This is a genomic window from Pseudomonas sp. TYF_14 (assembly GCF_043105275.1).
GTDB lineage: Bacteria > Pseudomonadota > Gammaproteobacteria > Pseudomonadales > Pseudomonadaceae > Aquipseudomonas > Aquipseudomonas alloputida.
Window position 1 is genome coordinate 320557 of record NZ_JBICLK010000086.1, and the last position, 24429, is coordinate 344985.

The window sequence follows — 24429 nt, forward strand, 5'->3', positions numbered from 1 at the left end:
ACTGAAGACTGACCCGACGCAAGGAGGAGCCTCGTGGCGCGAACGCTGATCCGCAAGAACCCGAGCAACTTCAAGACACTGCCACTGCATGTCGAGGCCACGCCCGAAGGCTTGATTTACCAAAGCATCGGCATGCCGCTGAACTTTGCCCAGACCCAGCAACGGCGCAAGGCCATCCAGTTACCCGATACACAACACTTCGTGGTCGAACTGGCCAACCTGGGCGTGTCAGTGCGCCTCACGCTGCATTGGCAGAACCGCGATTACTGGGTACTGGTGCGTCAGCGCCGCCAAGACCGTGGCGATGTGGTGCTGAAACTGATTTCCGGTTATGTACCGGCGCAGGAGCTGAACCTGCCGTTGCACACGGCCGTACAGGAAGTGGCCGAGGAGTGCCTGCTGGAAACCCCGGAAGGCTGGCTGGGCGGGCGCTTCAACGACACCTGGCTGCCCGTACCCTACGCCGCCGCCCTGCACTACCGCGAAACACCCCACTTCGTGCTGGCTCCGGAGTCCGGTGCCGCACGCCCGGTGCATTGCGGCAAGCTGATGCTACTGGAGCGCCCACGGGCCTATGTGCACCTGCCCACCGCTTCGCTACAGCTGATCTATGACATGCGCCTGCAAGTGCCCCGGGACGCCAAGAAACTCAGCTTGTTCCACGTTGACGAGCGGCTGGAGGGCGACCAGCTGGTGGCGCGGCTCAACCGCAAACGGCCCGACCTGTACCTGATGCCATTGAAGGACGGCCAGCCACTGGCAGAGCTGTACACGCTGAAAAAGGATGAGCTGGTGCCGGCGAGTACGCGTGGGCTGTACCTGGCAGAAAGTTTTGCCCGGCAGGAAGGCTGGGTGGTGGCAGATGAACGGGTACGCTGGAAGGATTGGGTGAAGCAGCAGGGGTTGGTGGAAAGCAAGCCCGCACGGGCGTCGCACTTGCAACGGTTTGGCGACAAGGCGCGAGCGCTGCTGGAGCGGGCGCGGTCCTCGCTGAACAAGTGACATCCCGAAAGCTTTCACCTGCTTGCAGGAGCGGGTAAACCCGCCCCTGCAGAGGGCCGCCGAAGCGGCCCCAAGGTCAGATCAGTTCTTGCGAATTTTCTCGACAATCGCCGTGGTCGAGCTGTTCTCGACCAGCCCCAGCACCTTCACGGTGCCGCCATAGCCCTTGACGATATCAGCCCCCACCACCTGGTCGATGCCATAGTCGCCCCCCTTCACCAACACATCCGGCTTGACCTGGCTCAGCAGGTTTTCCGGGGTGCCTTCCGGGAAACTGATCACCCAGTCCACCGCGCCCAGACCGGCCAGCACGGCCATACGCCGGTCAACGCTGTTGATCGGCCGGCCCGGCCCTTTCAGGCGGCTTACCGAGGCATCGTCGTTTACCGCAACGATCAGGCGATCACCCTGGGCCCGCGCCTGCTCCAGGTAAGTGACATGCCCGGCATGCAGGATGTCGAAGCAGCCATTGGTAAAGACGATCTTCTCGTTGTGTGCCCGCGCGTCATCAATGGCCAGCAGCAGTTGCTCAAGGCCCAGCACGCCGCGTTCGGAGCCTTCCTCACGCTGGATGGCCCGGCGCAGCTCAGGGGCGCTGATGGCAGCCGTACCCAGCTTGCCGACCACAATGCCCGCTGCCAAGTTAGCCAGGGCCACCGCATGGGGCAGGTCCTCACCCGCAGCAATGGCCGCGGCAAGGGTGGAAATGACAGTATCGCCGGCACCGGTCACATCGAACACTTCGCGTGCCCGCGCAGGCAGGTGCAACGCCGGCTGACCAACACGCAACAGGGTCATGCCATGCTCACCGCGGGTGACCAGCAAGGCGCCCAGGTCCAGGTCCTGCAGCAACTGCAAGCCCTTGGCGACCAGTTCGGCCTCATCGACGCAACGGCCGACGATGGTCTCGAACTCGCTGAGGTTCGGGGTAATCAGGCTGGCGCCACGGTAGATGGAAAAGTCCTTGCCCTTGGGGTCGGCCAGCACCGGAATGCCCTTGGCCCGCGCCGCCTGGATCAGGTTTTGGTGATTTTTCAGTGCGCCTTTGCCGTAGTCGGACAGGACCAGCACCTTGACGCCTTCGAGCAGGCTGTCGACCTCCGCGCCCAGCGACAGTGGGTCGGTGGCGAACGGCTCTTCGAAATCGATACGCAGCAGCTGCTGGTGACGGCTCATGACCCGCAGCTTGACGATAGTCGGCTGGTGCGCGATGCGCTGGAACACCGAACGGACACCGGCAGCCTGCAGGCTGTTGGCCAGGCTGTCAGCAGCCTCATCCTGGCCGGTGACGCCGATCAGCGAAGCCGGCGCGCCCAGCGCAGCAATGTTCAAGGCAACGTTGGCCGCGCCGCCGGGGCGATCCTCGATCTGATCGACCTTGACCACCGGGACTGGCGCTTCAGGCGAAATACGCGAAGTACCGCCATGCCAGTAGCGGTCGAGCATGACATCGCCGACCACCAGTACCGGGGCTTGATCGAAACGCGGCATGGACAACTTCATGGGCAACCCATATGGAAATAATGAACAGGGGCAGGATATTAGCACAGGGTAGTCAATGGCTTTATGGCCAGATCATCCCTGGAAAATTCCCGTGACAATCGGGGCCATGACGGCCCCGATCAAGGAGGGTTCAGGTGATATCGGCCTTGGCCGGCTCATCCAGCCCCATGGCATGCAGACGGGCATAATGGCCATTAGCCGCAAGCAGCTCGGTGTGAGTACCGCGCTCGACCAGGCGGCCCTGGTCCATGACAAGGATCTGGTCGGCCTTCTCGATGGTCGACAGGCGATGGGCAATCACCAGCGTGGTACGGCCTTGCATCACATGGTCCAGGGCGGCCTGGATATGCCGCTCGGACTCGGTATCCAACGCCGAAGTCGCTTCGTCGAGGATCAGCAACGGCGCGTTTTTAAGCAGCGCACGGGCAATTGCCAGGCGCTGGCGCTGGCCACCGGAAAGCAGTACACCGTTCTCACCCACTTCGGTATCGAAGCCCTTTGGCAGCCGGTCGACGAATTCCTTGGCATAGGCATCGGCCGCGGCGGCTTCGATGTCTGCGCGCGGCGCGCCGGCCAGATCGCCATAAGCGATGTTGTTGGCCACGGTGTCGTTGAACAGGGTGACATGCTGGGTGACTTGCGAAACATGGCGACGCAGGTTACGCAGGCGATAGTGCTCGATCTCCACGCCATCGAGCAGGATCTGCCCCTTGTCGTGATGATAGAAGCGTGGAATCAGGGCCGCCAGGGTAGACTTGCCACTGCCGGAGCGGCCGACCAGGGCGATCATCTGCCCGGGCTCGGCGACAAAACTGATATCGCTCAGCACTTCACGCTCGGTACCCGGGTAGGTAAAGCTCAGGTTACGCACTTCCAGGCGCCCTTCCACGCGCTCCTTCTCGACCGTACCAGTGTCCACTTCAGGCGCTTCGTCCAGTTGCTCGAAGATGCTCTCGGCACCTGCCAGGCCCTTCTGGATGGTCGAGCTGACTTCCGACAACTGGCGAATCGGCTTGGGCAGCAGGCCGGCAGCGGTGATATACGCCACCAGGTCACCAGCAGTAGAGTCCCCGCGCAGGAACAACACCAGGAACATCAGCGCAGCCATGGCGCTGTAGATCACCAGCTGAAGCATCGGCGTGTACAGCGAGCCGGTCTTGGTCATGCGCAGTTGCTTGTCGGTGTTGCTCTGGCTGGCCTGGCCGAATCGCTGCTGTTCGTAGGCCTCGCCACCGAAGCTACGGACCACGCGGTAACCCTGGATGGTTTCCGAGGCAACGTGGGTGACGTCGCCCATGGCTACCTGGATTTTCTTGCTCTGCTTGCGGAATTTCTTGCTGGCGATGCTGACCATAACCGCAATCACCGGCAAGATGGCGACCATCACCAGGGTCAGGTGCCAGTTCATCCAAAGCAGGTAGGCAAACAGGAACACCACGGTCAGGCCTTCGCGGATCACCACCTTGATGGCGTCGGTAGCGGCGCCGGTGACCATGGTCACATTGAAGGTGATGCGCGAAATCAGGTGCCCGGAGTTGTGGTTGTCGAAGTAGCGGTTGGGCAACACCAGCAGCTTGTTGAACAATGCCACCCGCAGGTCATGCACCAGGCTCAGAGAGACCTTGGCCAGGAAGTAGTTGCCGAGGAACGAGCCCAGGCCCTGCCACGCAGCGATCAGGATGATCAGCAGCGGCACCGCCTGCAGCAGTTGCAGGTCGCGCAGGTAGGGGACGTTGGGGAACAATACCGCTTCGGGGTTGCTCAGCCCATCGACGAAGTACTTGAGGATGCCGGCCAGCATTGGCTGGGTCGAGGCAAAGATCACGAAACCGACAATGCTCAGCAGGAAAATGCCGACATAGGGTTTCACATAGCTCAACAGCCGGAAGTAGATCTTCAGGCTGGAGGTGTGCTCCGCTGGTCGCGGTGTTTCGGCCATTATCGAGCTCGCTGTTCAGGTTGAACCGGCAATTTTACCACAGGCGTCATTTTCGGCACGCCCCCATGGCAGCAACATGGCAAGGCCCACCGGCAGCCAGCTGATGAACCATTCGGCACGTGGCGTACCGGTGAGGCTGGCGGCATCGAACTGCATGGCCAGGGTCGAGTAGACCCAGAAGCCCAGCAGGACCTTGCCGAACAGGGTGCCGCGGGCGCGCACGATTTCGCCCAGCGTGAACAGCCACACCATTACCCACAGCAACATGCCGGGCAAGCCCATCTCAACGGCAACATGGGTGAACATGTTGTGGGTGTGATCGAAGTGCATGCCGACGGCGCTCACCTCGTAATCAGCCCCCAGGCCAAGACCAGTCCAAGGGTGCGCGGCAATCATCTGAACCACGGCATGGAAAATTTCCGGCCGGTAGGACGAGCCCCGTTGGGCGATAACGTCGTACACGGCCAAAAAGGCCAGGCCGGTGGCAAGCAGAGCCAGAACAGAGAACACCCGGCTGTGGCGGTCACGGAACCACAACGGCGCCATCACCACGGTAATCACCAGTGCCAGAACCGCACCACGGCTCTGGCTGAGCATGGCGAAGGCCCCCAGGCAAGCCAGTGCCGCCAGCCACAACAACTGCAAGCCACGTCGCCGAGGTGGCTCGTAGAGCATCAAGAGCAAGGCCGAACCAATGACATAAGCCCCCAGGATGGGGTGGGATATCTCGCCGATACCCGCCAGCCTGAACAGCAAAGGCGCACGCTGCACCCCATAGAACTTGATGATGGAGACCAACGCAGCGATGGCCAGCAGCGCGCTGCCAAGCAGCAATAACTGACGAATGCGGGCTTGGCCAAGCTGGGCCAACAGCGGAAACGCCAGCAGGAACACCAGGATGTAGAGCAAGCGCTTGAGCTCGCGCATGGGCTCCTCGGCGGGCGACCATGCCAGGCTCAGCCCGCTCCAGGCCAACAGCAGCAGCACACTCCCCCACAGCGCCGGTTGCCGCCTCCAGGCTTGCACCAGCACACCTCGGGCCGACCAGGCCAATACCAGCGTTGGCAGCCACAAGAACAACACCAGACCTTGCTGATAAACCTTGTTGCTGGGTGCCAGGGCAATCGCCGCCAGGAACCAGACCAGGCCCAAACCTAACCACGCTTGTGCCCAGTTTTTTTGATACAACATCCTTTCCCCCGATGAATCAGAAACACCATCCATGGTGCTACAGCATTATTTTCGGCATTATTGCCGGTCATTTTGCTCGCCAGACGACAAGGCTCTATTCATGCAATGCTCCCGGCTCACCCAGGTCGACTTCGATCAGCTGACACTCGGCGCACAGGTGCTTGAGGCAGACAGCCATGGCGCCAAAGTCTACCTGCTCACAGATGGAAATTTCCTCAAGGTTTTTCGTAGGAAGCGTCTGATTTCATCTGCACTGCTACGTCCTTACTCGCAGCGCTTCGTCGATAACGCCGCGCGCCTGGCGCAACTGGGCATCCCTACCCTCGAAGTGATCAGCCAGCACAAGCTCGACCTGCCGGGCCGCACTGCGGTGCTGTATCGCCCGCTACCCGGGCGAACGCTGCTGCAGATGTCGCGCGATGACGGCTTCAGCTGGGACACTTACCTGCCACGCCTGATCGAACTGATCCGTCAGCTGCACCGCAGCGGTGTTTATTTCCGCTCGCTGCACCTGGGCAACGTGGTGGTCACCCCCGATCAGCGTCTGGGCTTGATCGACGTGGCCGACATGCGCTTTTTGCGCCCGCCACTGTCGGCCCGCATGATTCGACGCAATGTGCAGCACATGGTGCGCTATATCGAGCGGGAGAACCTGGGCGACCGGTTCCCCCTTGCCGCCTTCGAGGCAGCCTTGCTGACACGCTGAAGGTCAGCTGCGCAACAGGCTCTGCGAGCCGCTGCAGAACGCCTGCCAGGCCTGCTCCGGTGCCAGTGCCTGGCGCTGCTTAGCGGCGATTGTCGATGCACTGAGCGCCGTACAGCGCTCGATCGCCTCAGCCCAGGCGCTTTCGTCGGCAACCGGCAGGTAGCCACCCGTGTCGCGCAACTGCTCGCGAAACACTTCCAGGTCGCTGCACACCACCGGTACATCGGCCATCACCGCCTCTTGCACCACCAGCCCCAGGCCTTCGGAACGCGAAGGTACCAATAGCCAGTCGAATGCCCGATACAGCTGCTGCAGGTCTTCGCGGTGACCGCGCAGATGAACGCGCTCGGCCAGGCCCAACGCGTCGATACGCTGCTGCAGCACGGCATGCTGCGGCCCCTCGCCAATGATCGCCAGCTGCAAGCCCGGTTGCCGTGCACTGGCCCTGGCGAATGCCTCGATCAGCATTTCGAAGCCTTTGCTCTCTACCAATCGCCCTACCGCACCCAGCATCACCTCGGCGTCCTGAGGCAACTTCAGCGCCTGCCTGGCCTGATCCCGGTTCAGCAAAGGCTCGACGAATGCAAGCGGGTCGAGCGCCATGCGCAGCGTCTGCACCGGCCTGCCCAGGTCACGCTCCAGCGACTCGGCCAACGTCTGTGATACCGCCGCGATACTCAGACGCTCGGACGGAAAACTCTGCAACAAGCGGATATCGCTGGCATGCAGACGCGTCTTGCCATGGAACAGGACCTTGGCACGTACGTGCCCGATGCGTTGCAACAACGGCAGCACCAACCGGGCAACGCCAATACCATCGAGCAGCACCACTTCTGCCCCGGCCTCGGCCAATGCCTTGCGCAAGCGCATGCGCAGCCACGGGCGCAGCAAGCGCCACAAGTGCCGCCCTTTGAGCGCACGTGAGGGCATATGCCATTCCCGGGTCGAACCGAGCCCACAGCAGAGCCCGCTCCCCAGCAGCAGCCAGTTACTGATCCGGGCATCGGCACCCGCGTTCGACAAGACCTGCCGGTGCACCTTGTGGATGGACATGTACGGCGTTCCACCCGCCCACATCATATTGACGATGTTCATGGGCCCTCTCCCGCTCAAGTCAGGTGGGACAGCGACTTCATTGAACAAAAATGGTGATTCCCATGCCGATCAAGGCCCCCGCAACCAGCGTCAATGCCAGCTTCAACCGATCACGCTGACGACGCTTGGCCTTACGCTCCACTTCAATGGGCAAGGTCACGTGATTGCCGAATCCAGTGTGCAATACTGCGTCACCCTCCAAGGTGACCGCTGTCAGATTTAACTCAGCGTAGCGGCGGGAAAGCGCCTTTTCTCCAGCATAGGCGGCAAATGGCGCACAGCGCTGGTAATCGCTCAATCGGCGCAGCCCAGGGTTGAGCGAGAACGCCTGCCACTCGGCCTTGTCGGACAGCAGCGGATAGCACGGCACCCCAGCGATCACCTGGCGATCGCCCAAGTGGATGTACGGGCTGTGGATGGCCAGGTCGTGGGCATGGCTGCGCAACCAGACCTGCAAGATGTTGGGACTGACATCCAGGATGGCCTGCGAGTCTTCGACAAAGCCTTGGCGATAGAATTGCCAGTCGTCTTCGCAGTGAAAAATGTACGGCGTCTTGACCTGGCTGTAGGCCAGGTCGATAGACGGCAACTGGCCAAGTTTGGGCCGGTTGACGAACACCTTGCAGTGCGGCTTCCAGTGCGCCGGCACAGCGGCATGCACAGCATCGTCGCCAGAGTCTTCGGTGATGAATACCTCGCGAATGGGCGCGGTGTTGTAGCGATCGAAACTCTCAAGGGTGTCTTTGAGCAGATCGAACCGCCCACAACTGGTCACGACGAGCGTGACGTCACTCTCATTTGAAAAGCGCACCGGATTCCCTCCGCATTACGACTATCGGCCTTCAACAACCCGCTCCTGGGCGTGAAAGCTCTTGTTTAGATGCCCAGCTTCAGACGCAGCCGCTGCCATGCAGACAATGGCGGGTGGGGCCTGAGCGCCGGGCGCATGTGGTCGACGATGCTACGTCCAACTGCGCCGAAACTAAAACGGGAAACCGCCAGATGGCGGCCATTTTCTGCAATCTGCCGGGCTAGCTCGGGGTTCGCGCGCAAACGACGGAGCTTTTCCTGAAGGGTCGGGATGTTGTCATAGAACACCACGTTGTGCATGTCTTGCAGACCCAGCGCACGGTTCTCTTCCTCGCCCTGGTCGTATGCCAGCAACACACAGCCACAGGCCATGGCTTCGAAGTTCTTGATCATGTATTCGCCCATGCCGACATCGGCACTGACGAAGAAACGAATACGGTTAAGCGTGTTGCAGTAGTCCTCGCCCGACTTGGTACGGGTTACCAACAGGTTCTCGACCTGCCCCAACTCGTCCAGCAGTGCCTTGCGGCCGCTGTAGGCCACACTGTTGACGCTGCCGACAAAGGCCAGTTCGATATCACGCTCACGCCCTTGGTCGGCCAGCAACTGCTCGTCATAGCCCTTGGGCACGAACACCGCGTCGAAACCTTCCTGGCGCAAGCGCTCGCTGACCATGTAGCCGGAGCTGATCACCCGCGCCCATGGCAACTGGCGGTAATGAGCGCTGAACTTGCCGGTGTACTTGCACGGGATGTAGTTCTGGTAGGCGTCGTGCTCGAGAATCACCAGGTTCGGCACAGTGCGGATGAAGGCCACCTGGCGGATCTCCTGCTTGAAACGCAGGAAGAACACGATGCGGTCATAGCGCTCGACTTGCACCTCACGCTTGAAGTAACGGCGCAGGTTGCGCTGATCCTGGCTGGTCAGCCAGCGCAGGTCGCACTCGCAGTTGGCCGCGACGCCATCGTACAGGCGGTCAAGAATCGCCCGCTGTTCCTTCTGCACCAGAAATAGGACTTTCATTGCTTTCCTTGGGCGCTCTGCGCCTTCGCGGTCAACCATGGGGCGTGCTTACAGCTCACGCCGCCAGAACAGTTCGTGTCGGCGCACGGCCTTGCGGAAGAATTCGTTCTCCCCATAAGGCGATGGCTGTCGCCCGGCAAGCCAGCGTTGCAGCAGGCGGCGCAGGCGGCGCTTGAACGGTGCCGGCGGCTGCAGGTCGTGCATCATGCCCAGGGCCATCGCCTTGTCGCGCTGGATCGCGCAGTCCAGCACCAGGCTGCAGGGTGCCCAAGCCTGGGCAGCGCTCAATTGCGGCGGTAAAGCCACGCCATCGCCACTGTCGCCCATCGGCCAGCGGTCGTTATCGTGCAGGTGGTTGGCGTAGCACAGCAAGGTTTGTGGCTGCCAGGCCATGCCTTGCAAGGCTTCCAATACCGCCGCCTGAGCGCAGATATGGTCCGGATGGGGGTCTAGCTGCGGGTGCGGCATCACCAGCACCTCTGGTTTGGCCAGCTCCAGCAAGGCTCGCAGGTCGGCCAGCAGGTTGTGCCAGGTGGGTGCGCCATCACGGTCGCCCGGTAACGGGAACGGGTTGAACTGGCGGAACACGCGGATATCGGCCAGGTCGGCTTCACGTGAGGCGGCCGGCTGGTCGGGTGCTGCCTGCATGGCAGGCAGCTGCAGGCAAAAGTAGCCCAGCTGTATGCAACGCGACTCCGGCACGCCGGCCCAACGCGGCACGACGATGCTGTCCCATGCACGCAGGCGCCCCTTCAGGCGCGCGGCCTCGGCCTTTGCCAGGCCCATCTGCTGGTAGTGCTCGGCCTCTATCTCACCGGCGGTCAGGGTCACCACCCAGCTTTCGTCGGCCCGGCTGTACAAACCATACGCGGCCAACTCGGCGTCATCGGCATGTGGCGCGATCACCATCACCCGGCGCCGCTGCAGCTCGACCGAGGGGGTTATCCACAGGCGCAACTGACCCTGCAGCCGGCAATGCCGGCCGCGCAGTCGCAACGTACCGGCCTGCAGTGGCGCAGCAAGACCCGTCAGGTTAAGGAAGCGCACGCCATCGACGCCACGCTCGAACGCTTGCCGATCGGCCTGTTCGCCAGCCAGCAGCTCGACCCGAGGGTCGAGAAAGCGCCCCAACCAGCTGCTTTTTAGCCGCAGTTCAAGCACCAGGGTTTCGTCGCCTTGCAACGTGCAATCAGCCTTGAGCCAGCCATCGTGCAGGCTGGCAGGAACCTGCTGCACCTGATCGCCGAAGTCGTAGGCATAGTCCTCACCCGGTGCATAGAACAGGTGGTCGGCAAACCAGGCCTCATGGGCAGCCCAGAGCAGCGGCAACAGCAGCAGTGGCAGCCACCACCAGCTGAAAACACCGAGGGCGACCAGCGCAACCAGGCCCGCCAGCAGCCCCAGGCGTTTGTTGCGCCGGTGGCGCTTGAGCAACTGCTGCTTGCGGCTCACGCTTGATACACCGGCACAGGGTTGCACCAGCGGTCCTTATACTCACGGTCAGCACGGCCGAACGAGAACCGCAGCGGCTTGTTGCGTGACCGGGCGTCTTCCCAGGCGGCCTGGGTATTGAGGAAGCTCAGCACGCTGCCTGGGCTGAAGGCCTTGGTTTCAGGGTCGACGCCGCCATTGATGTACTCGACGCTGATCCACTCCGGCGCTTCGACGCGGTACACCAGCTGGATGGCAATCGGCTTACCGTCCAGCAGCAACACCGAGCCGATCAGCAGCTCACGCAGGCGCTCCAACACATCGGCCATACGCTCGGCACCGGTGGCCGGGAACCCCCAGCGGCGCAGGAACAGGTCGCAATACATGCTGGCGATTTCCTGGGCACTGAAGTCGCTGATCGGGCGTACCACACCACCCGCCTCTTCCAGCAGGCGCAGTTCACGGCGCTGGTTGTAGCGGAACTTCTTCGACAGGTCTTCAGGCGCCCGGGCCATGGCCAACTGCTCCTTCTGCGCCTTGAGACCGCTGAAGCGGCCCTGGTTCAGTTCGGACAGGTAACGCATTGTATGGCGCAACGGCGCAGCGGCATCAGACGCCGCCGGCAGAATGATCTCGGCATTACCGAGGTCGAACAGGGCCTTCTTGCCAGCACGCTTCAGCACGTCCTTGGACAGCGCCAGGTGACGCCCCCAGGCCGGGATGGCGGCTTGCAGCTCGCCAGCCTGGTGCCAGCCCAGGTAACGCACCGGGATCTGTGCCAGGTCCGCCAGTTGCTCGACCACCAGCGGATGGGTGGCAACACTGCCGCCAAAGCGCGCCCACGCCTGGGCATAAGCCTTGGCATCGATAGCTTGCCAACCGCGTTCGCGGAAGGCCTGGATACGATTGAGCATCAGGCCTGCCCCACCAACGCGCGCACCTGTGGGAGTTGCCAGAAGGCCTCGCGCACCGCCTGATCAGAGAAACGCTCACCCAGGCGCTGCAGCATGTGCCTGGCACAGGCCTGGCGCTGCCCAGCGTCCAGTACGGCCATGTGCTGCAGGCCCTGGGCCAGCTGCGCGGCGTCGCCCAGCGGGAACAGCACGCCAACGCCCTCGACCACTTCGCGGGCACCGCCACAGGCCGTGGCCAACACCGGCACACCGGCAACCATCGCTTCGAGCAGGACCATGCCGAACGGCTCGTGATCGGAACTCAAAGCGAACACGTCGAACGCCTGGAAATAACGGCGCGCATCCGGTACCTGGCCAAGAAAGTCGACTTGCCCGGCAATGCCAAGTTCGGCGGCCAACGCCTTGAGCCTGGCCTCCAGACGCCCCTCGCCGAGGATTGCCAGGCGGGCGCCAGCCGGCAGCCCCGGCAGTGCCTGGGCAAAACCGCGCAACAGGGTGGCCTGATCCTTGTCCGGGTGCAGGCGCCCAACATTGCCGACGATCCACGCCTGAGCATCCAGGCCCAAGGCCTGGCGTGCGTCAGCGCGCGGCACCAGGGCTGCTTGCAGGGCGTCGATGTCGATGCGGTTGTACAGAGTCTGGATGCGTTCGGCCGGCCACTGCGGCAAGCAACGGCGCATATCGTCACGTACCGCGTCCGAAACACCCAACAGGCTCAGACGCTTGCTGAACAGGTTCGCGAACAGGCGGCGGCCTTTGCGCTGGTAGTCGCCAAAGGCATGGTGCACACCAATCACCGGCAGGCCGGTCCCCAGCAGGGCAACGTAGATCGGCTTGAAGCGGTGGGCGATGCAGAAAGCGAAATTGCGCTCGGCCGCAATGCGCCGCAATGCGCGGATGGCGCCGAGTTTCAGGCCACGCACGGCCTTGGAACTGAACTCAAGGAACAGCACCTCGTCCGACGCACAGCCAGCCGCCACCTGCGCATCGGCGGCGCCGGTGAGGAATACCGTGGTCACCTGGTACCCACGCCCCTGAAACAGGCTGGCGTACTGACGGGCGCAGTCCAGGAACGGCCCGTCATAGCCATGGCAGAACTGCAGGATGCGCGGTTCAGAGCGGCTGGTCATACGGGGCCGCGCCGTCCTTCACAACCAGGATGTCTTCCATGATCAGGTACTGCAGGTCCGAGCCGAAGAACATGTTCAGGGCATCGGTCGGCGAGCAGATCATCGGTTCACCACGACGGTTCAGCGAGGTGTTCAGCGACACACCGTTGCCAGTCAGGTCTTCCAGTGCCTTCATCATGTCGTAGTAGCGCGGGTTGTACTCGCGCTTGAGCACCTGGGCACGCGAAGTGCCGTCCTCGTGCACCACTTCCGGCACGCGGGTTTTCCACTCTTCAGCGACTTCGAAGGTGAAGGTCATGAACGGCGCGGGATGGTCGACCTTGATCATCTGCGGGGCGACAGTGTCGAGCATCGACGGGCAGAAAGGTCTCCAGCGTTCACGGAACTTGATCTGGTGGTTGATGCGGTCAGCCACGCCTTCCACGCTTGGGCAACCGATGATCGATCGGCCACCCAGGGCACGCGGCCCGAACTCCATGCGGCCCTGGAACCAGGCTACCGGGTTGCCATCGACCATGATCTGGGCGATCTGCTGCGGCATGTTCTCGAGTTTGCGCCACTTCGGCTGGTTCGGGTGACGGGCGCAGGCGGCGATCACGTCTTCGTTGGAGTACGACGGGCCGAGGTAGACGTGCTCCATCTTCTCGACCGGAACGCCACGGGCGTGGGAAACATAGGCAGCGGCGCCAACGGCAGTCCCGGCGTCGCCGGAGGCCGGCTGGACGAACAGCTCTTTCACATCCGGACGGGCGATGATCTTCTGGTTGAGCTTGACGTTCAGCGCACAGCCGCCGGCGAAGGCCAGCTTGCCGGTTTCGCGCAGGGTGTCGCCCAGGTAATGGTCGATCATCTGCAGCGCCAGTTTCTCGAACAGCGCCTGCATGCTGGCGGCGTAATGGATGTACGGCTCGTCGGCGATGTCGCCTTCGCGCTTGGGGCCCAGCCATTCGATCAGCTTTGGCGAGAAGTAGAAGCCCTTGCCCTTCTCTTTATAGCGGCGCAGGCCGATAACGTTGGCGTACTCGGTGTTGATGACCAACTCGCCGTTTTCGAAGCTGGCCAGACGCGAGAAATCATACTTGCTGGCGTCGCCATACGGCGCCATGCCCATGACCTTGAACTCGCCATCGAGCATTTCGAAGCCCAGGAACTCGGTAATGGCACCGTAAAGGCCACCCAGCGAGTCCGGGTCGAAGAACTCCTTGATCTTGTGGATCTTGCCGTTTTCGCCGTAACCAAAGAAGGTGGTGGCGTACTCGCCCTTGCCGTCAATGCCAAGGATTGCGGTTTTTTCCTTGAAACCCGAGCAATGATAAGCACTGGAAGCGTGGGCCAGGTGGTGCTCGACCGGCTCGATCTTGACCTTTTTCGGGTCGAAGCCCAGTTGCTCCAGGCACCAGACGATCTTCTTGCGATAGCGCTTGTAGCGACGGTTGCCCATCAGGATGGCATCGAGTGCACGATCCGGGGCGTACCAATAGCGCTTGGCATAGTGCCACCGCGCCTTGCCGAACAGGCTGATCGGGGCGAACGGGATGGCTACCACGTCGACGTCGGACGGCTTGATGCCTGCCTGTTCCAGGCAGAACTTCGCCGACTCGTAGGGCATGCGGTTCTTCGCATGCTTGTCACGCACGAAGCGCTCTTCTTCGGCGGCGGCAATCAGCTTGCCGTCAATGTACAGGGCCGCGGAAGGGTCATGGCTAAGGGCGCCGGACAGGCCAAGAATCGTCAATGCCAAGGGATTAGCCTCTTCATTCGGTAAAAATGCGCCAGCGGCCTCTTGGGCGGATGGCGGCTAAAGAGCGGGATTATAACGCAAACATTGGAGGCACACCGCCCCCTTGTAGGGGCGGGTTCACCCGCGAAGCAGGCAACGCGGTGGATGGCACCGGCGTAGCCGGTGTTCGCGGGCAAACCCGCGCCTACAGGCTTACTCGGCGATCAGCCAGTCCATGCGGTAACTACCGGCGGTCTGTGCCAGCTCTTTGGCCAGCCATGGCAGCAGCTCCTTGAGTTCATCCTCCAGCCCCCATGGTGGGTTGGCAATGGCCAAGCCCGAACCATTCAGGCCCTGCGGGCTGTCCTGGTGATGCACATACAGCTCGACCCGCAGCAGCTTTGGCGCGCCAGTGCTTGTCAGGTCCTGGTAGTAGCGGGTCAGCGAGCGCTGGTCCTTGATCGGGTACCAGATGGCCGCAACGGTCTGGCGCATGCGGCCGATCGCCTCTTTCATGGCCGTGGTGCAGCGTTTGAGCTCATCGGCCTGCTCGAACGGCGGGTCGATCAGCATGATCGCGCGCTTTTCCTGCACCGGCAGCAAGGCCCGCGGCACATGCCAGCCTTCACCCAGGTGCACGGTCACGCGCGGGTCTTTTTTCATGTTTTCCTTGAGGAGCGGCCCGTCTTCGGGGTGCTTCTCGTTAAGCAGGGCGCGGTCCTGCTGGCGCATCAGGCGACGGGCCAGTTCGGGCGACCCCGGGTAGTAGCGCAGCTCGCCATCGGCATTCAGGCGCTTGATGATGCGCAGGTAGTCGTCGGCCATGGCCGGCAGGTCATCGCGATTCCACAGGCGGGCTACGCCTTCCAGGTACTCGCCGGTACGGCTTGCCTGGTCGCCTTGCAGGTCGTACAGGCCGAGCCCTGCGTGGGTATCGATATAGGCGAACGGCTGCTCCTTGCGCGACATCAGGGCGATGAGGCGGGTCAGCACGATGTGTTTGAGGACGTCGGCGTGGTTGCCGGCGTGGAAGGCGTGACGATAGTTCATGGCAACTCCTGCGAAGGCGGCAAGTTTACCTTGCCTTGCAGGCGGAGTCAGGCCTGGCTGCTGATTGGCGGCACCCGCAAAGCAGGCGCCGCCAATTCAACGGGTGTTACTTGTCGGCGTGATACGCCGCATCAGCCGCTTCGAAGCGCTTGACCATCGTCTGCGAAGGGCTGCCCAGCTTGCTCACCAGAACAATGGCGATGCTGGCGAACAGGAAGCCCGGGATGATTTCGTACAACCCGAGGGTGTCGAAGTTCTTCCACAGGATCACCGTCAGCGCACCCACCACGATACCGGCCAGCGCACCGTTACGGGTCATGCCTTTCCACAGCACCGAAATCAGCACCACCGGGCCGAAGGCGGCACCGAAGCCAGCCCAGGCATAGGCCACCAGGCCCAGCACGCGGTTTTCCGGGTTGGCGGCCATGGCGATGGCGATCAGAGCCACGGCCAGCACCATCAGACGGCCGACCCACACCAGTTCGACCTGCGAAGCATTCTTGCGCAGGAAGGCTTTGTAGAAGTCTTCGGTCAGGGCACTGGAGCACACCAGCAGCTGGCAGCTCAGGGTACTCATGACTGCGGCCAGGATGGCCGACAGCAGGACACCCGCAACCCATGGGTTGAACAGGATCTTGGCCAGCTCGATGAACACACGTTCGTGGTTCTCGCTAACCGGGCCTGCCAGCTCAGGATGGGCCGAGAAGTAGGCAATGCCGAAGAAGCCAACGGCACAGGTACCCGCCAGGCACAGGATCATCCAGGTCATGGAAATGCGGCGCGCCTTGGCGATGGACTTCACCGAATCAGCGGCCATGAAGCGCGCCAGGATATGCGGCTGGCCGAAGTAACCCAGGCCCCAGCCCATCAGCGAGATGATGCCGATGAAGGTGGCACCCTTGAGCATGTCGAAGTTCGCCGGGTTCACCGCCTCGATAGCGGCGAAGGTCTGGTCGAAGCCACCGGTGGAGATCAGCACGATTACCGGGGTCAGGATCAGCGCGAAGATCATCAGCGAAGCCTGTACGGTATCGGTCCAGCTCACCGCCAGGAAGCCACCAACGAAGGTGTAGGCGATGGTCGCCGCCGCACCAGCCCACAAAGCGGTTTCGTACGACATGCCGAAGGTGCTCTCGAACAGACGGGCACCGGCCACGATGCCGGAGGCACAGTAGATGGTGAAGAACACCAGGATGACGATGGCGGAAATGATACGCAGCAGCCCGCTATTGTCTTCGAAACGGCTGGAGAAGTAGTCCGGCAGGGTCAGCGCGTCACCATTGTGTTCGGTCTGCACGCGCAGCCGGCCTGCCACGAACAGCCAGTTCAGGTAGGCACCCACTGTCAGGCCGATGGCGATCCAGGCCTCGGACAGGCCCGCGAAGTAGATGGCACCGGGCAGGCCCATCAGCAGCCAGCCACTCATGTCGGAGGCACCGGCAGACAGCGCGGTAACCACGCTACCCAGGCTGCGACCACCCAGAATGTAATCGGAAAGGTTGTTGGTAGCGCGATAGGCGGCGAAGCCGATCAGCACCATTGCTGCGATGTAGATCACGAAGGTGATCGTTAGTGGATTGCCCATGCGTGTGCCCTGGCGTTTGTTTTTATCATGCGCAACCACAGCGTTGGTGGTTGCACCCAGGCGGCGAATGCTATGCAACAACGCAAAGAAGGTGCAACCATTTTTCTTTTGCAAGTTGCACCTGCCCGTGCATTTTCCGACAAAGCCCACTTCTTGCTCCTTTCGGGAGCAAAAAACCGCTTTTTCAGAATAAATCGCACCGAAAGCGCCCCTTTTCAGGGTATGGGAATAGCTGTCGGACGAGTTGCACCTTTCACACGAAAAAATCGGGTTGCACCTGGTTGCACCCGAATTGTCCTACAGATACTCTTGACGCCAGCTTAGGCCACAACCGTGGCAATAACGAGGATAAGAAATGGCGACTACCACCCTTGGGGTCAAACTCGACGACCCGACCCGTGAGCGACTCAAAGCAGCTGCGCAGTCCATCGACCGCACGCCTCACTGGTTGATCAAGCAAGCGATCTTCAATTACCTGGAGAAGCTCGAGGGTGGTGCCACCCTGACCGAACTCAACGGTCATGCCAGCAACCCGGCCGACGATGCCGGTGAAGTCCAGGCCGACCACAGCCACCAGTGCTTCCTCGAATTTGCCGAGAGCATCTTGCCGCAGTCGGTACTGCGCTCGGCGATCACCGCCGCCTACCGCCGCCCCGAGCAGGAAGTGGTGCCGATGCTGCTGGAGCAGGCGCGCCTGAGCGCGCCGCTGGCCGACGCCACCAACAAGCTGGCCGCAAGCATTGCCGAAAAACTGCGCAACCAGAAAAGCGCCGGCGGCCGTGCCGGTATCGTCCAGGGCCTGCTGCAGGAATTCTCGCTGTCGTCTCAGGAAGGCGTGGCGCTGATGTGCCTGGCCGAAGCCCTGCTGCGTATCCCCGACAAAGGTACCCGTGATGCGCTGATCCGCGACAAGATCAGTACCGGCAACTGGCAGCCGCACCTGGGCAACAGCCCGTCACTGTTCGTCAACGCCGCCACCTGGGGGCTGCTGCTGACCGGCAAGCTGGTCAGCACCCATAACGAAACCGGCCTCACCTCCTCGCTCACCCGCATCATCGGCAAGAGCGGCGAGCCGATGATCCGCAAGGGCGTCGACATGGCCATGCGCCTGATGGGTGAGCAGTTCGTTACCGGCGAGACCATTGCCGAAGCCCTGGCCAACGCCAGCCGTTTCGAGGCCAAAGGCTTCCGTTACTCCTACGACATGCTTGGCGAAGCCGCACTGACCGAGCACGACGCGCAGAAGTACCTGGCGTCCTACGAGCAGGCCATCCACTCGATCGGCAAGGCCTCGCATGGCCGTGGCATCTATGAAGGCCCAGGCATCTCGATCAAGCTGTCGGCACTGCACCCGCGCTACAGCCGGGCCCAGTACGAGCGCGTGATGGAAGAGCTGTACCCGCGCCTGCTGTCGCTGACCCTGCTGGCCAAGCAGTACGACATCGGCCTTAACATCGACGCCGAAGAAGCCGACCGCCTGGAGCTTTCGCTGGACCTGCTCGAACGCCTGTGCTTCGAGCCATCCCTGGCTGGCTGGAACGGCATCGGCTTCGTTATCCAGGCCTACCAGAAGCGCTGCCCGTACGTGATCGACTACGTCATCGATCTGGCCAAGCGCAGCCGCCACCGCCTGATGATCCGCCTGGTAAAAGGCGCCTACTGGGACAGCGAGATCAAGCGTGCCCAGGTCGAAGGCCTGGAAGGCTACCCGGTCTATACCCGCAAGGTGTACACCGACGTGTCCTACGTCGCCTGCGCCCGCAAGCTGCTGGCCGTGCCAGAAGCCATCTACCCGCAGTTCGCCACCCACAACGCCCACACCCTGTCGGCCATCTACCACATTGCCGGGCAGAACTATTACCCGGGCCAGTACGAGTTCCAGTGCCTGCACGGCATGGGCGAGCCGCTGTACGAGCAAGTGGTCGGCAAGATTGCCGATGGCAAGCTGAACCGCCCGTGCCGCGTGTATGCACCGGTCGGCACCCATGAAACGCTGCTGGCCTACCTGGTGCGCCGCCTGCTGGAAAACGGCGCGAACACCTCGTTCGTCAACCGCATTGCCGACCACTCGATTTCCATCCAGGAACTGGTCGCCGACCCGGTGGCCAGCATCGAGCGCATGGGTACCCAGGAAGGCAGTATCGGCCTGCCGCACCCACGCATTCCCCTGCCGCGCGACCTGTATGGCACCGAACGGGCCAACTCGGCCGGCATCGACATGGCCAATGAACACCGCCTGGCGTCGCTGTCCTGCGCCATGCTGGCCACCGCTCACAACGACTGGAAGGCTGCCCCGCTGTTGGCCTGCGCCACCAGCGAGAGCGCTGCCGCACCGGTGCTGAACCCGGCTGACCACCGCGACGTCGTCGGCCATGTGCAGGAGGCCACCGTTGCCGACGTTGACAACGCCATCCAGTGCGCACTGAACGCCGCGCCGATCTGGCAGGCCACCCCACCAGCCGAGCGTGCTGCCATTCTGGAGCGCACCGCCGACCTGATGGAGGCCGAGATCCAGCCGCTGATGGGCCTGCTCATCCGCGAGGCCGGCAAGACCTTCGCCAACGCCATTGCCGAAGTGCGTGAAGCCGTGGACTTCCTGCGCTACTACGCGGTGCAGGCACGTAACGACTTCAGCAACGACGCCCACCGCCCACTGGGTCCTGTGGTGTGCATCAGCCCATGGAACTTCCCGCTGGCGATCTTCACCGGCCAGGTGGCCGCAGCCCTGGCTGCCGGCAACCCGGTACTGGCCAAGCCTGCCGAGCAGACCCCACTGATCGCCGCCCAGGCCGTGCGCCTGCTGCTGGAAGCTGGCATCCCAGAAGGCGTGCTGCAGCTGCTGCCGGGCCGCGGTGAAACCGTCGGAGCCGGCCTGGTCGGGGACGAGCGCGTCAAAGGCGTGATGTTCACCGGCTCCACTGAAGTGGCCCGCCTGCTGCAGCGCAACGTCGCTGGCCGTCTGGACAACCAGGGCCGCCCGATCCCGCTGATCGCCGAAACCGGCGGCCAGAACGCGATGATCGTCGACTCCTCGGCACTGACCGAACAGGTCGTGATCGACGTGGTGTCCTCGGCCTTCGACAGTGCCGGCCAGCGTTGCTCGGCCCTGCGCGTGCTGTGCCTGCAGGAAGATTCCGCCGACCGCGTGATCGAAATGCTCAAGGGCGCTATGGCTGAAAGCCGCCTGGGCTGCCCGGACCGCCTGGCCGTGGACATCGGCCCGGTGATCGATGCCGAAGCCAAGGCCGGCATCGAGAAGCACATCCAGGGCATGCGCGAGAAAGGCCGCCCGGTCTATCAGGTCGCCATTGCCGATGCTGCCGAGATCAAGCGCGGCACCTTCGTCATGCCAACCCTGATCGAGCTGGACAGCTTCGACGAGCTGAAGCGCGAAATCTTCGGCCCCGTGCTGCACGTGGTGCGCTACAACCGCCGCAATCTGGACCAGCTGATCGAGCAGATCAACAACTCCGGCTACGGCCTGACCCTCGGCGTGCACACCCGTATCGACGAGACCATCGCCAAAGTGGTGGAAACCGCCAACGCCGGCAACATGTACGTCAACCGCAACATTGTGGGTGCAGTGGTGGGCGTGCAGCCGTTCGGTGGTGAAGGCCTGTCTGGCACCGGCCCGAAAGCCGGCGGCCCGCTGTACCTCTACCGCCTGCTGTCGACCCGCCCGGCCGACGCCATTGGCCGCCACTTCCAGCAGCAGGACGGCGAAGGCACGCCGGACCGCACCCTGCACGAACAGCTGGTAAAGCCGCTGCACGGCCTGAAGGCCTGGGCCGAGAACAACCAGCTGGCCGACCTGGCCGCGCTGTGCAGCCAGTTCGCCAGCCAGTCGCAGAGCGGCATCGCCCGCCTGCTGCCAGGCCCGACCGGCGAGCGCAACAGCTACACCATTCTGCCGCGTGAGCACGTGCTGTGCCTGGCCGACAACGAAACCGACCTGCTGGCGCAGTTCGCCGCGGTACTGGCCGTTGGCAGCTCGGCGGTGTGGGTTGACGGTGAACCGGGCAAGGCCCTGCGCGCCCGCCTGCCGCGTGAGCTGCAGGCCAAGGTGAAGCTGGTCGCGGACTGGAACAAGGATGAAGTGGCGTTCGACGCCGTGATCCACCATGGCGACTCGGACCAGCTGCGCGGCGTATGCCAGCAGGTGGCCAAGCGTGCCGGGGCGATCGTTGGGGTGCACGGGCTGTCCAGCGGGGATCACCAGATTGCGCTGGAGCGCCTGGTCATCGAGCGCGCGGTGAGCGTGAACACTGCAGCGGCGGGTGGTAACGCCAGCCTGATGACCATTGGCTAATGGCTGAGGGTTGTTGAAGAAGAAGGAGAGCCTCGGCTCTCCTTTTTTATGCGTGCATGTCCTGAAGCAGGGGCTGGACTAACAGGTGCTCACCAGAACGTGGTCATGCCAACGGTGACTTGGGTGTCTTCTGTTGTTACCGTTTATCCCCTGGAAATTCTCGGCTGCCTGGGCCGGTCCTTTCGTGGGTAAATCCGCCCCTATACACATGCACAGGCCGTCGTGTAGGAGCGGGTTCACCCGCGAAGAAGCCGGACCTGCTGGCCAATTTCTACCCGCCGTTCACTGTTGCCGCCACCACCGTATTAAGGCAAGTGGAAGCGCGGGTTGGATCGGGGACTATCCGGAGCTCCCCTCAGACAGAGCTCCGGCCAAAAGTTGCTCAAACCATTGGTGAAAGCGCAATCAAAGCAGACAGCTGTGCTGCCATAAGCCCAATACCCAACAGCATCCAAAGCCAATTTGCCAGCGTGAACCGGCTGTTGGCCTTCCCTTCTTTGTCACCCGCACTGAAATTGATGCCCTTCTGCATGAACACCAGAATGATCAGCCAAGCTGCCTGAATGGCTAAACCCGCAAAATAGGCCGGCCACAGCTGGCCTTCCAACACGACGCCGGCAGCCACCCAGACAACGCAAAAACCGTAATAGCCCAGCGTGAGCCCTAGGATGGACCACGGATAGGTTTTACCTGAGTCGCGAATATGGTCATTTGCCCTTCTCAATAATGGATAGATGAAGAACACTGCAAAAGCGCTTCGCCAGAGCGGACTTACGCGCTCTCCCGTTTTCTCTCTATGCAGACTCCAACTTTGATAGAAGCAGTAAACCCAGTAGAAGCCCAAGGTAAAGAAAGTCATTACGCCAAATTTCATGGGTGAGACTACGAAGAAGGGAACCTGATTGCCGTTGGCCTCAGCCAAGTCAGCGGGGTGGGCATCACTCATCTGAAACGTTTCCTTGTGAACACCAAAAAGCACATTCAAGGCCAACTGACATTCGATCCGCAGCAGTCCATTTCCGATCGGGATTATGGGAAACGTCTCTATATTGTTCCGAGCAGGCATTACAGGACCTGACCTTGCGTTGGTTTCACCAATAACCGGCAGGCTTCCCGGCGTTCTCAACCCATATCACGCAAACCTATTAACCTGTCCCCAGTCTCACCACGCTCCTACACTCGCAGCATCCCGCCTCAGGACCGCCACCATGCCCGAGACCTTGCTCAGCCCCCGCAACCTCGCCTTCGAGCTCTACGAAGTCCTCGACGCTGAAGCCCTGACCCTGCGCCCGCGCTTCGCCGAGCACAGCCGTGAAACCTTCGATGCGGCACTGACCACCGCCCGCACCATCGCCGAAAAGTATTTCGCCCCGCACAACCGCAAGGCCGACGAAAACGAACCACGCTACGTGGACGGCCGCGCCGAGCTGATCCCCGAAGTTAAGCCCGCCGTCGATGCCTTCCTCGAAGCCGGCTTCCTCAACGCCAACCGGGACTTCGAGGTCGGCGGCATGCAGCTGCCCAGCCTGGTCTCGCAAGCCTGCTTCGCCCACTTCCAGGCCGCCAACGCCGGCACCACGGCCTACCCGTTCCTGACCATGGGCGCGGCCAACCTGATCGAGAGCTTCGGCTCCGATGAACAGAAGCGCCTGTTCCTGCAACCGATGATCGACGGCCGCTACTTCGGCACAATGGCGCTGACCGAACCCCACGCTGGCTCGTCGCTGGCCGACATACGCACCCGCGCCGAACCAGCAGGCGACGGCAGCTACCGGCTCAAAGGCAACAAGATCTTCATTTCCGGCGGCGACCACGAACTGTCGGAAAACATCGTGCACATGGTGCTGGCCAAGCTTCCGGACGCCCCGCCCGGGGTCAAGGGCATTTCGCTGTTCATCGTGCCCAAGTACCACGTAAACCCGAACGGCAGCCGTGGCCCGCGCAACGATGTGCTGCTGGCCGGGCTGTTCCACAAGATGGGCTGGCGTGGCACCACCTCGACCGCGCTGAACTTCGGCGACAATGGCCAGTGCGTCGGGTACCTGGTCGGCCAGCCGCACCAGGGCCTGGCCTGCATGTTCCAGATGATGAACGAGGCGCGGATAGGCGTAGGCATGGGCGCGGTGATGCTGGGTTACGCCGGCTACCTTTACTCCCTGGAATACGCTCGCCAGCGGCCGCAGGGCCGACTGCCGGACAACAAGGACCCACACAGCCCGGCGGTACCGATCATCGAGCACACGGATGTGAAACGCATGCTCCTGGCGCAGAAGGCCTACGTAGAAGGCGCCTTTGATCTGGGCCTGTACGCCGCGCGCCTGTTCGACGACACCCATACGGCCCCTGACGAAAACGCCCGCAAGCCGGCGCAGGACCTGCTCGACCTGCTGACCCCGATCGTCAAATCCTGGCCCTCGGCGTTCTGCCTCAAAGCCAACGAACTGGCGATCCAGATTCTTGGCGGCCACGGCTACACCCGCGAATACCCGGTGGAGCAGTACTACCGTGACAATCGCCTGAACCCGATCCACGAAGGCACGGAGGGTATCCAGTCGCTCGATCTGCTCGGCCGCAAGCTGGCACAGCACAATGGTGCCGGCCTCAAGCAATTGATCCGCCTGATCGCCGCCACCTGCGAGCGCGCCAGCCATCACCCGAACCTTGACCCACTGCGTCAGCCGCTGGAGCAACTGGCCAACCGCCTGCAAGGCGTAACCCTGGCCCTGCTCGGCGACCTGGCCCAAGGCAAAGTCGCTGGTGCCCTGGCCAACTCTGCCTTGTACCTCAAGGCCTTCGGCCACTGCGTGATCGGCTGGCGCTGGCTGGAACAGGCGGTTCACGCCGAGCTTGGCATGCTCAAGGGAACGGCTGCTGATCGCGACTTCTACCTCGGCAAGCTGCAAGCTGCGCGTTATTTCCTGACCTGGGAAGTACCGGGCTGCCATAATGAGCTGGCATTGCTCGAGGCACACGACGATACCTGCCTCGGCATGCAAGACGGGTGGTTCTAGGGGGAGCCAC

General features: G+C 62.4%; 17 protein-coding genes. 4 read left to right on the forward strand and 13 right to left on the reverse strand.

Annotated features, from left to right (window positions below; all coding sequences use genetic code 11):
- Positions 1-33 precede the first annotated feature (33 nt).
- Positions 34-1002 (forward strand): metal ABC transporter ATPase, encoded by a 969-nt coding sequence (locus tag ACF8O8_RS24230; protein WP_350298510.1) that lies wholly within the window; start codon positions 34-36, stop codon positions 1000-1002.
- An 81-nt stretch (positions 1003-1083) separates the two neighbouring features.
- On the opposite strand, the gene hldE is transcribed toward ACF8O8_RS24230, so the two are convergent.
- From hldE to ACF8O8_RS24245, 3 genes are all read right to left on the reverse strand, one after another.
- Entirely contained in the window at positions 1084-2505 is a 1422-nt protein-coding gene (gene hldE, locus ACF8O8_RS24235; RefSeq protein ID WP_003249449.1) for a bifunctional D-glycero-beta-D-manno-heptose-7-phosphate kinase/D-glycero-beta-D-manno-heptose 1-phosphate adenylyltransferase HldE, read from the reverse strand.
- Positions 2506-2635: 130 nt separating this feature from the next.
- Positions 2636-4444, reverse strand: a complete 1809-nt coding sequence (gene msbA, locus ACF8O8_RS24240; protein ID WP_010955513.1) for a lipid A export permease/ATP-binding protein MsbA — start codon at positions 4442-4444, stop codon at positions 2636-2638.
- A gap of 15 nt (positions 4445-4459) precedes the next feature.
- Positions 4460-5635 carry an O-antigen ligase gene (locus ACF8O8_RS24245; RefSeq protein WP_010955514.1) on the reverse strand — a complete coding sequence of 392 codons (1176 nt, stop codon included), beginning with the start codon at positions 5633-5635 and terminating at the stop codon, positions 4460-4462.
- Positions 5636-5735: 100 nt separating this feature from the next.
- Here ACF8O8_RS24245 and ACF8O8_RS24250 point away from each other — a divergent pair, with 100 nt between their 5' ends.
- Complete coding sequence (locus ACF8O8_RS24250) at positions 5736-6341, forward strand: hypothetical protein (protein ID WP_003249444.1); 606 nt, start codon at positions 5736-5738, stop codon at positions 6339-6341.
- Between the two features lie 3 nt (positions 6342-6344).
- Here ACF8O8_RS24250 and ACF8O8_RS24255 read toward each other — a convergent pair whose 3' ends face one another.
- The 9 genes from ACF8O8_RS24255 to putP form a co-directional block, all read right to left on the reverse strand.
- Entirely contained in the window at positions 6345-7436 is a 1092-nt protein-coding gene (locus ACF8O8_RS24255) for a glycosyltransferase (RefSeq protein WP_020191476.1), read from the reverse strand.
- Positions 7437-7473: 37 nt separating this feature from the next.
- On the reverse strand, positions 7474-8247 hold the full coding sequence (locus ACF8O8_RS24260; RefSeq protein ID WP_010955517.1) for a glycosyltransferase family 2 protein: 774 nt from the start codon (positions 8245-8247) through the stop codon (positions 7474-7476).
- Positions 8248-8312: 65 nt separating this feature from the next.
- Positions 8313-9269, reverse strand: a complete 957-nt coding sequence (locus ACF8O8_RS24265; RefSeq protein ID WP_003249439.1) for a glycosyltransferase — start codon at positions 9267-9269, stop codon at positions 8313-8315.
- Between the two features lie 48 nt (positions 9270-9317).
- Positions 9318-10721: a PIG-L deacetylase family protein gene (locus tag ACF8O8_RS24270; protein ID WP_010955518.1), complete on the reverse strand. Its 1404-nt coding sequence runs from the start codon at positions 10719-10721 to the stop codon at positions 9318-9320.
- Positions 10718-11614, reverse strand: a complete 897-nt coding sequence (locus ACF8O8_RS24275; protein WP_010955519.1) for an antimicrobial resistance protein Mig-14 — start codon at positions 11612-11614, stop codon at positions 10718-10720. Before ACF8O8_RS24275 ends, ACF8O8_RS24270 begins: the two co-directional genes overlap by 4 nt.
- The gene (locus ACF8O8_RS24280; RefSeq protein WP_392510612.1) at positions 11614-12744 is read right to left on the reverse strand and encodes a glycosyltransferase; all 1131 of its coding nucleotides are present in this window, start codon (positions 12742-12744) and stop codon (positions 11614-11616) included. Before ACF8O8_RS24280 ends, ACF8O8_RS24275 begins: the two co-directional genes overlap by 1 nt.
- Positions 12728-14485 (reverse strand): carbamoyltransferase, encoded by a 1758-nt coding sequence (locus ACF8O8_RS24285; protein ID WP_003249431.1) that lies wholly within the window; start codon positions 14483-14485, stop codon positions 12728-12730. The genes ACF8O8_RS24280 and ACF8O8_RS24285 overlap by 17 nt, the downstream gene beginning before the upstream one ends.
- Before the next feature lie 192 nt (positions 14486-14677).
- Positions 14678-15514: a 23S rRNA (adenine(2030)-N(6))-methyltransferase RlmJ gene (locus tag ACF8O8_RS24290; RefSeq protein ID WP_010955521.1), complete on the reverse strand. Its 837-nt coding sequence runs from the start codon at positions 15512-15514 to the stop codon at positions 14678-14680.
- Between the two features lie 106 nt (positions 15515-15620).
- A complete protein-coding gene (gene putP / locus ACF8O8_RS24295) occupies positions 15621-17099 on the reverse strand; it encodes a sodium/proline symporter PutP (protein WP_010955522.1) in 1479 nt (492 codons plus the stop codon).
- 355 nt (positions 17100-17454) lie between these two features.
- Between putP and putA the strand changes: the two genes are divergently transcribed.
- On the forward strand, positions 17455-21408 hold the full coding sequence (putA, locus tag ACF8O8_RS24300; protein WP_350298505.1) for a trifunctional transcriptional regulator/proline dehydrogenase/L-glutamate gamma-semialdehyde dehydrogenase: 3954 nt from the start codon (positions 17455-17457) through the stop codon (positions 21406-21408).
- 382 nt (positions 21409-21790) lie between these two features.
- Here the strand turns inward: putA and ACF8O8_RS24305 are convergent, their stop codons facing one another.
- A complete protein-coding gene (locus ACF8O8_RS24305; protein ID WP_049587477.1) occupies positions 21791-22474 on the reverse strand; it encodes a hypothetical protein in 684 nt (227 codons plus the stop codon).
- Positions 22475-22616: 142 nt separating this feature from the next.
- Between ACF8O8_RS24305 and ACF8O8_RS24310 the strand changes: the two genes are divergently transcribed.
- Positions 22617-24419 (forward strand): acyl-CoA dehydrogenase, encoded by a 1803-nt coding sequence (locus ACF8O8_RS24310; protein WP_392510613.1) that lies wholly within the window; start codon positions 22617-22619, stop codon positions 24417-24419.
- The last annotated feature ends 10 nt before the right edge of the window (positions 24420-24429 follow it).

Coding starts and splice junctions, on each gene's coding strand:
- hldE (WP_003249449.1), bottom strand. CDS start 2,505: ATGAAGTTGTCCATGCCGCGTTTCGATCAAGCCCCGGTACTGGTGGTC.
- msbA (WP_010955513.1), bottom strand. CDS start 4,444: ATGGCCGAAACACCGCGACCAGCGGAGCACACCTCCAGCCTGAAGATC.
- ACF8O8_RS24245 (WP_010955514.1), bottom strand. CDS start 5,635: ATGTTGTATCAAAAAAACTGGGCACAAGCGTGGTTAGGTTTGGGCCTG.
- ACF8O8_RS24250 (WP_003249444.1), top strand. CDS start 5,736: ATGCAATGCTCCCGGCTCACCCAGGTCGACTTCGATCAGCTGACACTC.
- ACF8O8_RS24255 (WP_020191476.1), bottom strand. CDS start 7,436: ATGAACATCGTCAATATGATGTGGGCGGGTGGAACGCCGTACATGTCC.
- ACF8O8_RS24265 (WP_003249439.1), bottom strand. CDS start 9,269: ATGAAAGTCCTATTTCTGGTGCAGAAGGAACAGCGGGCGATTCTTGAC.
- ACF8O8_RS24275 (WP_010955519.1), bottom strand. CDS start 11,614: ATGCTCAATCGTATCCAGGCCTTCCGCGAACGCGGTTGGCAAGCTATC.
- ACF8O8_RS24280 (WP_392510612.1), bottom strand. CDS start 12,744: ATGACCAGCCGCTCTGAACCGCGCATCCTGCAGTTCTGCCATGGCTAT.
- ACF8O8_RS24290 (WP_010955521.1), bottom strand. CDS start 15,514: ATGAACTATCGTCACGCCTTCCACGCCGGCAACCACGCCGACGTCCTC.
- putP (WP_010955522.1), bottom strand. CDS start 17,099: ATGGGCAATCCACTAACGATCACCTTCGTGATCTACATCGCAGCAATG.
- putA (WP_350298505.1), top strand. CDS start 17,455: ATGGCGACTACCACCCTTGGGGTCAAACTCGACGACCCGACCCGTGAG.
- ACF8O8_RS24305 (WP_049587477.1), bottom strand. CDS start 22,474: ATGCCTGCTCGGAACAATATAGAGACGTTTCCCATAATCCCGATCGGA.
- ACF8O8_RS24310 (WP_392510613.1), top strand. CDS start 22,617: ATGCCCGAGACCTTGCTCAGCCCCCGCAACCTCGCCTTCGAGCTCTAC.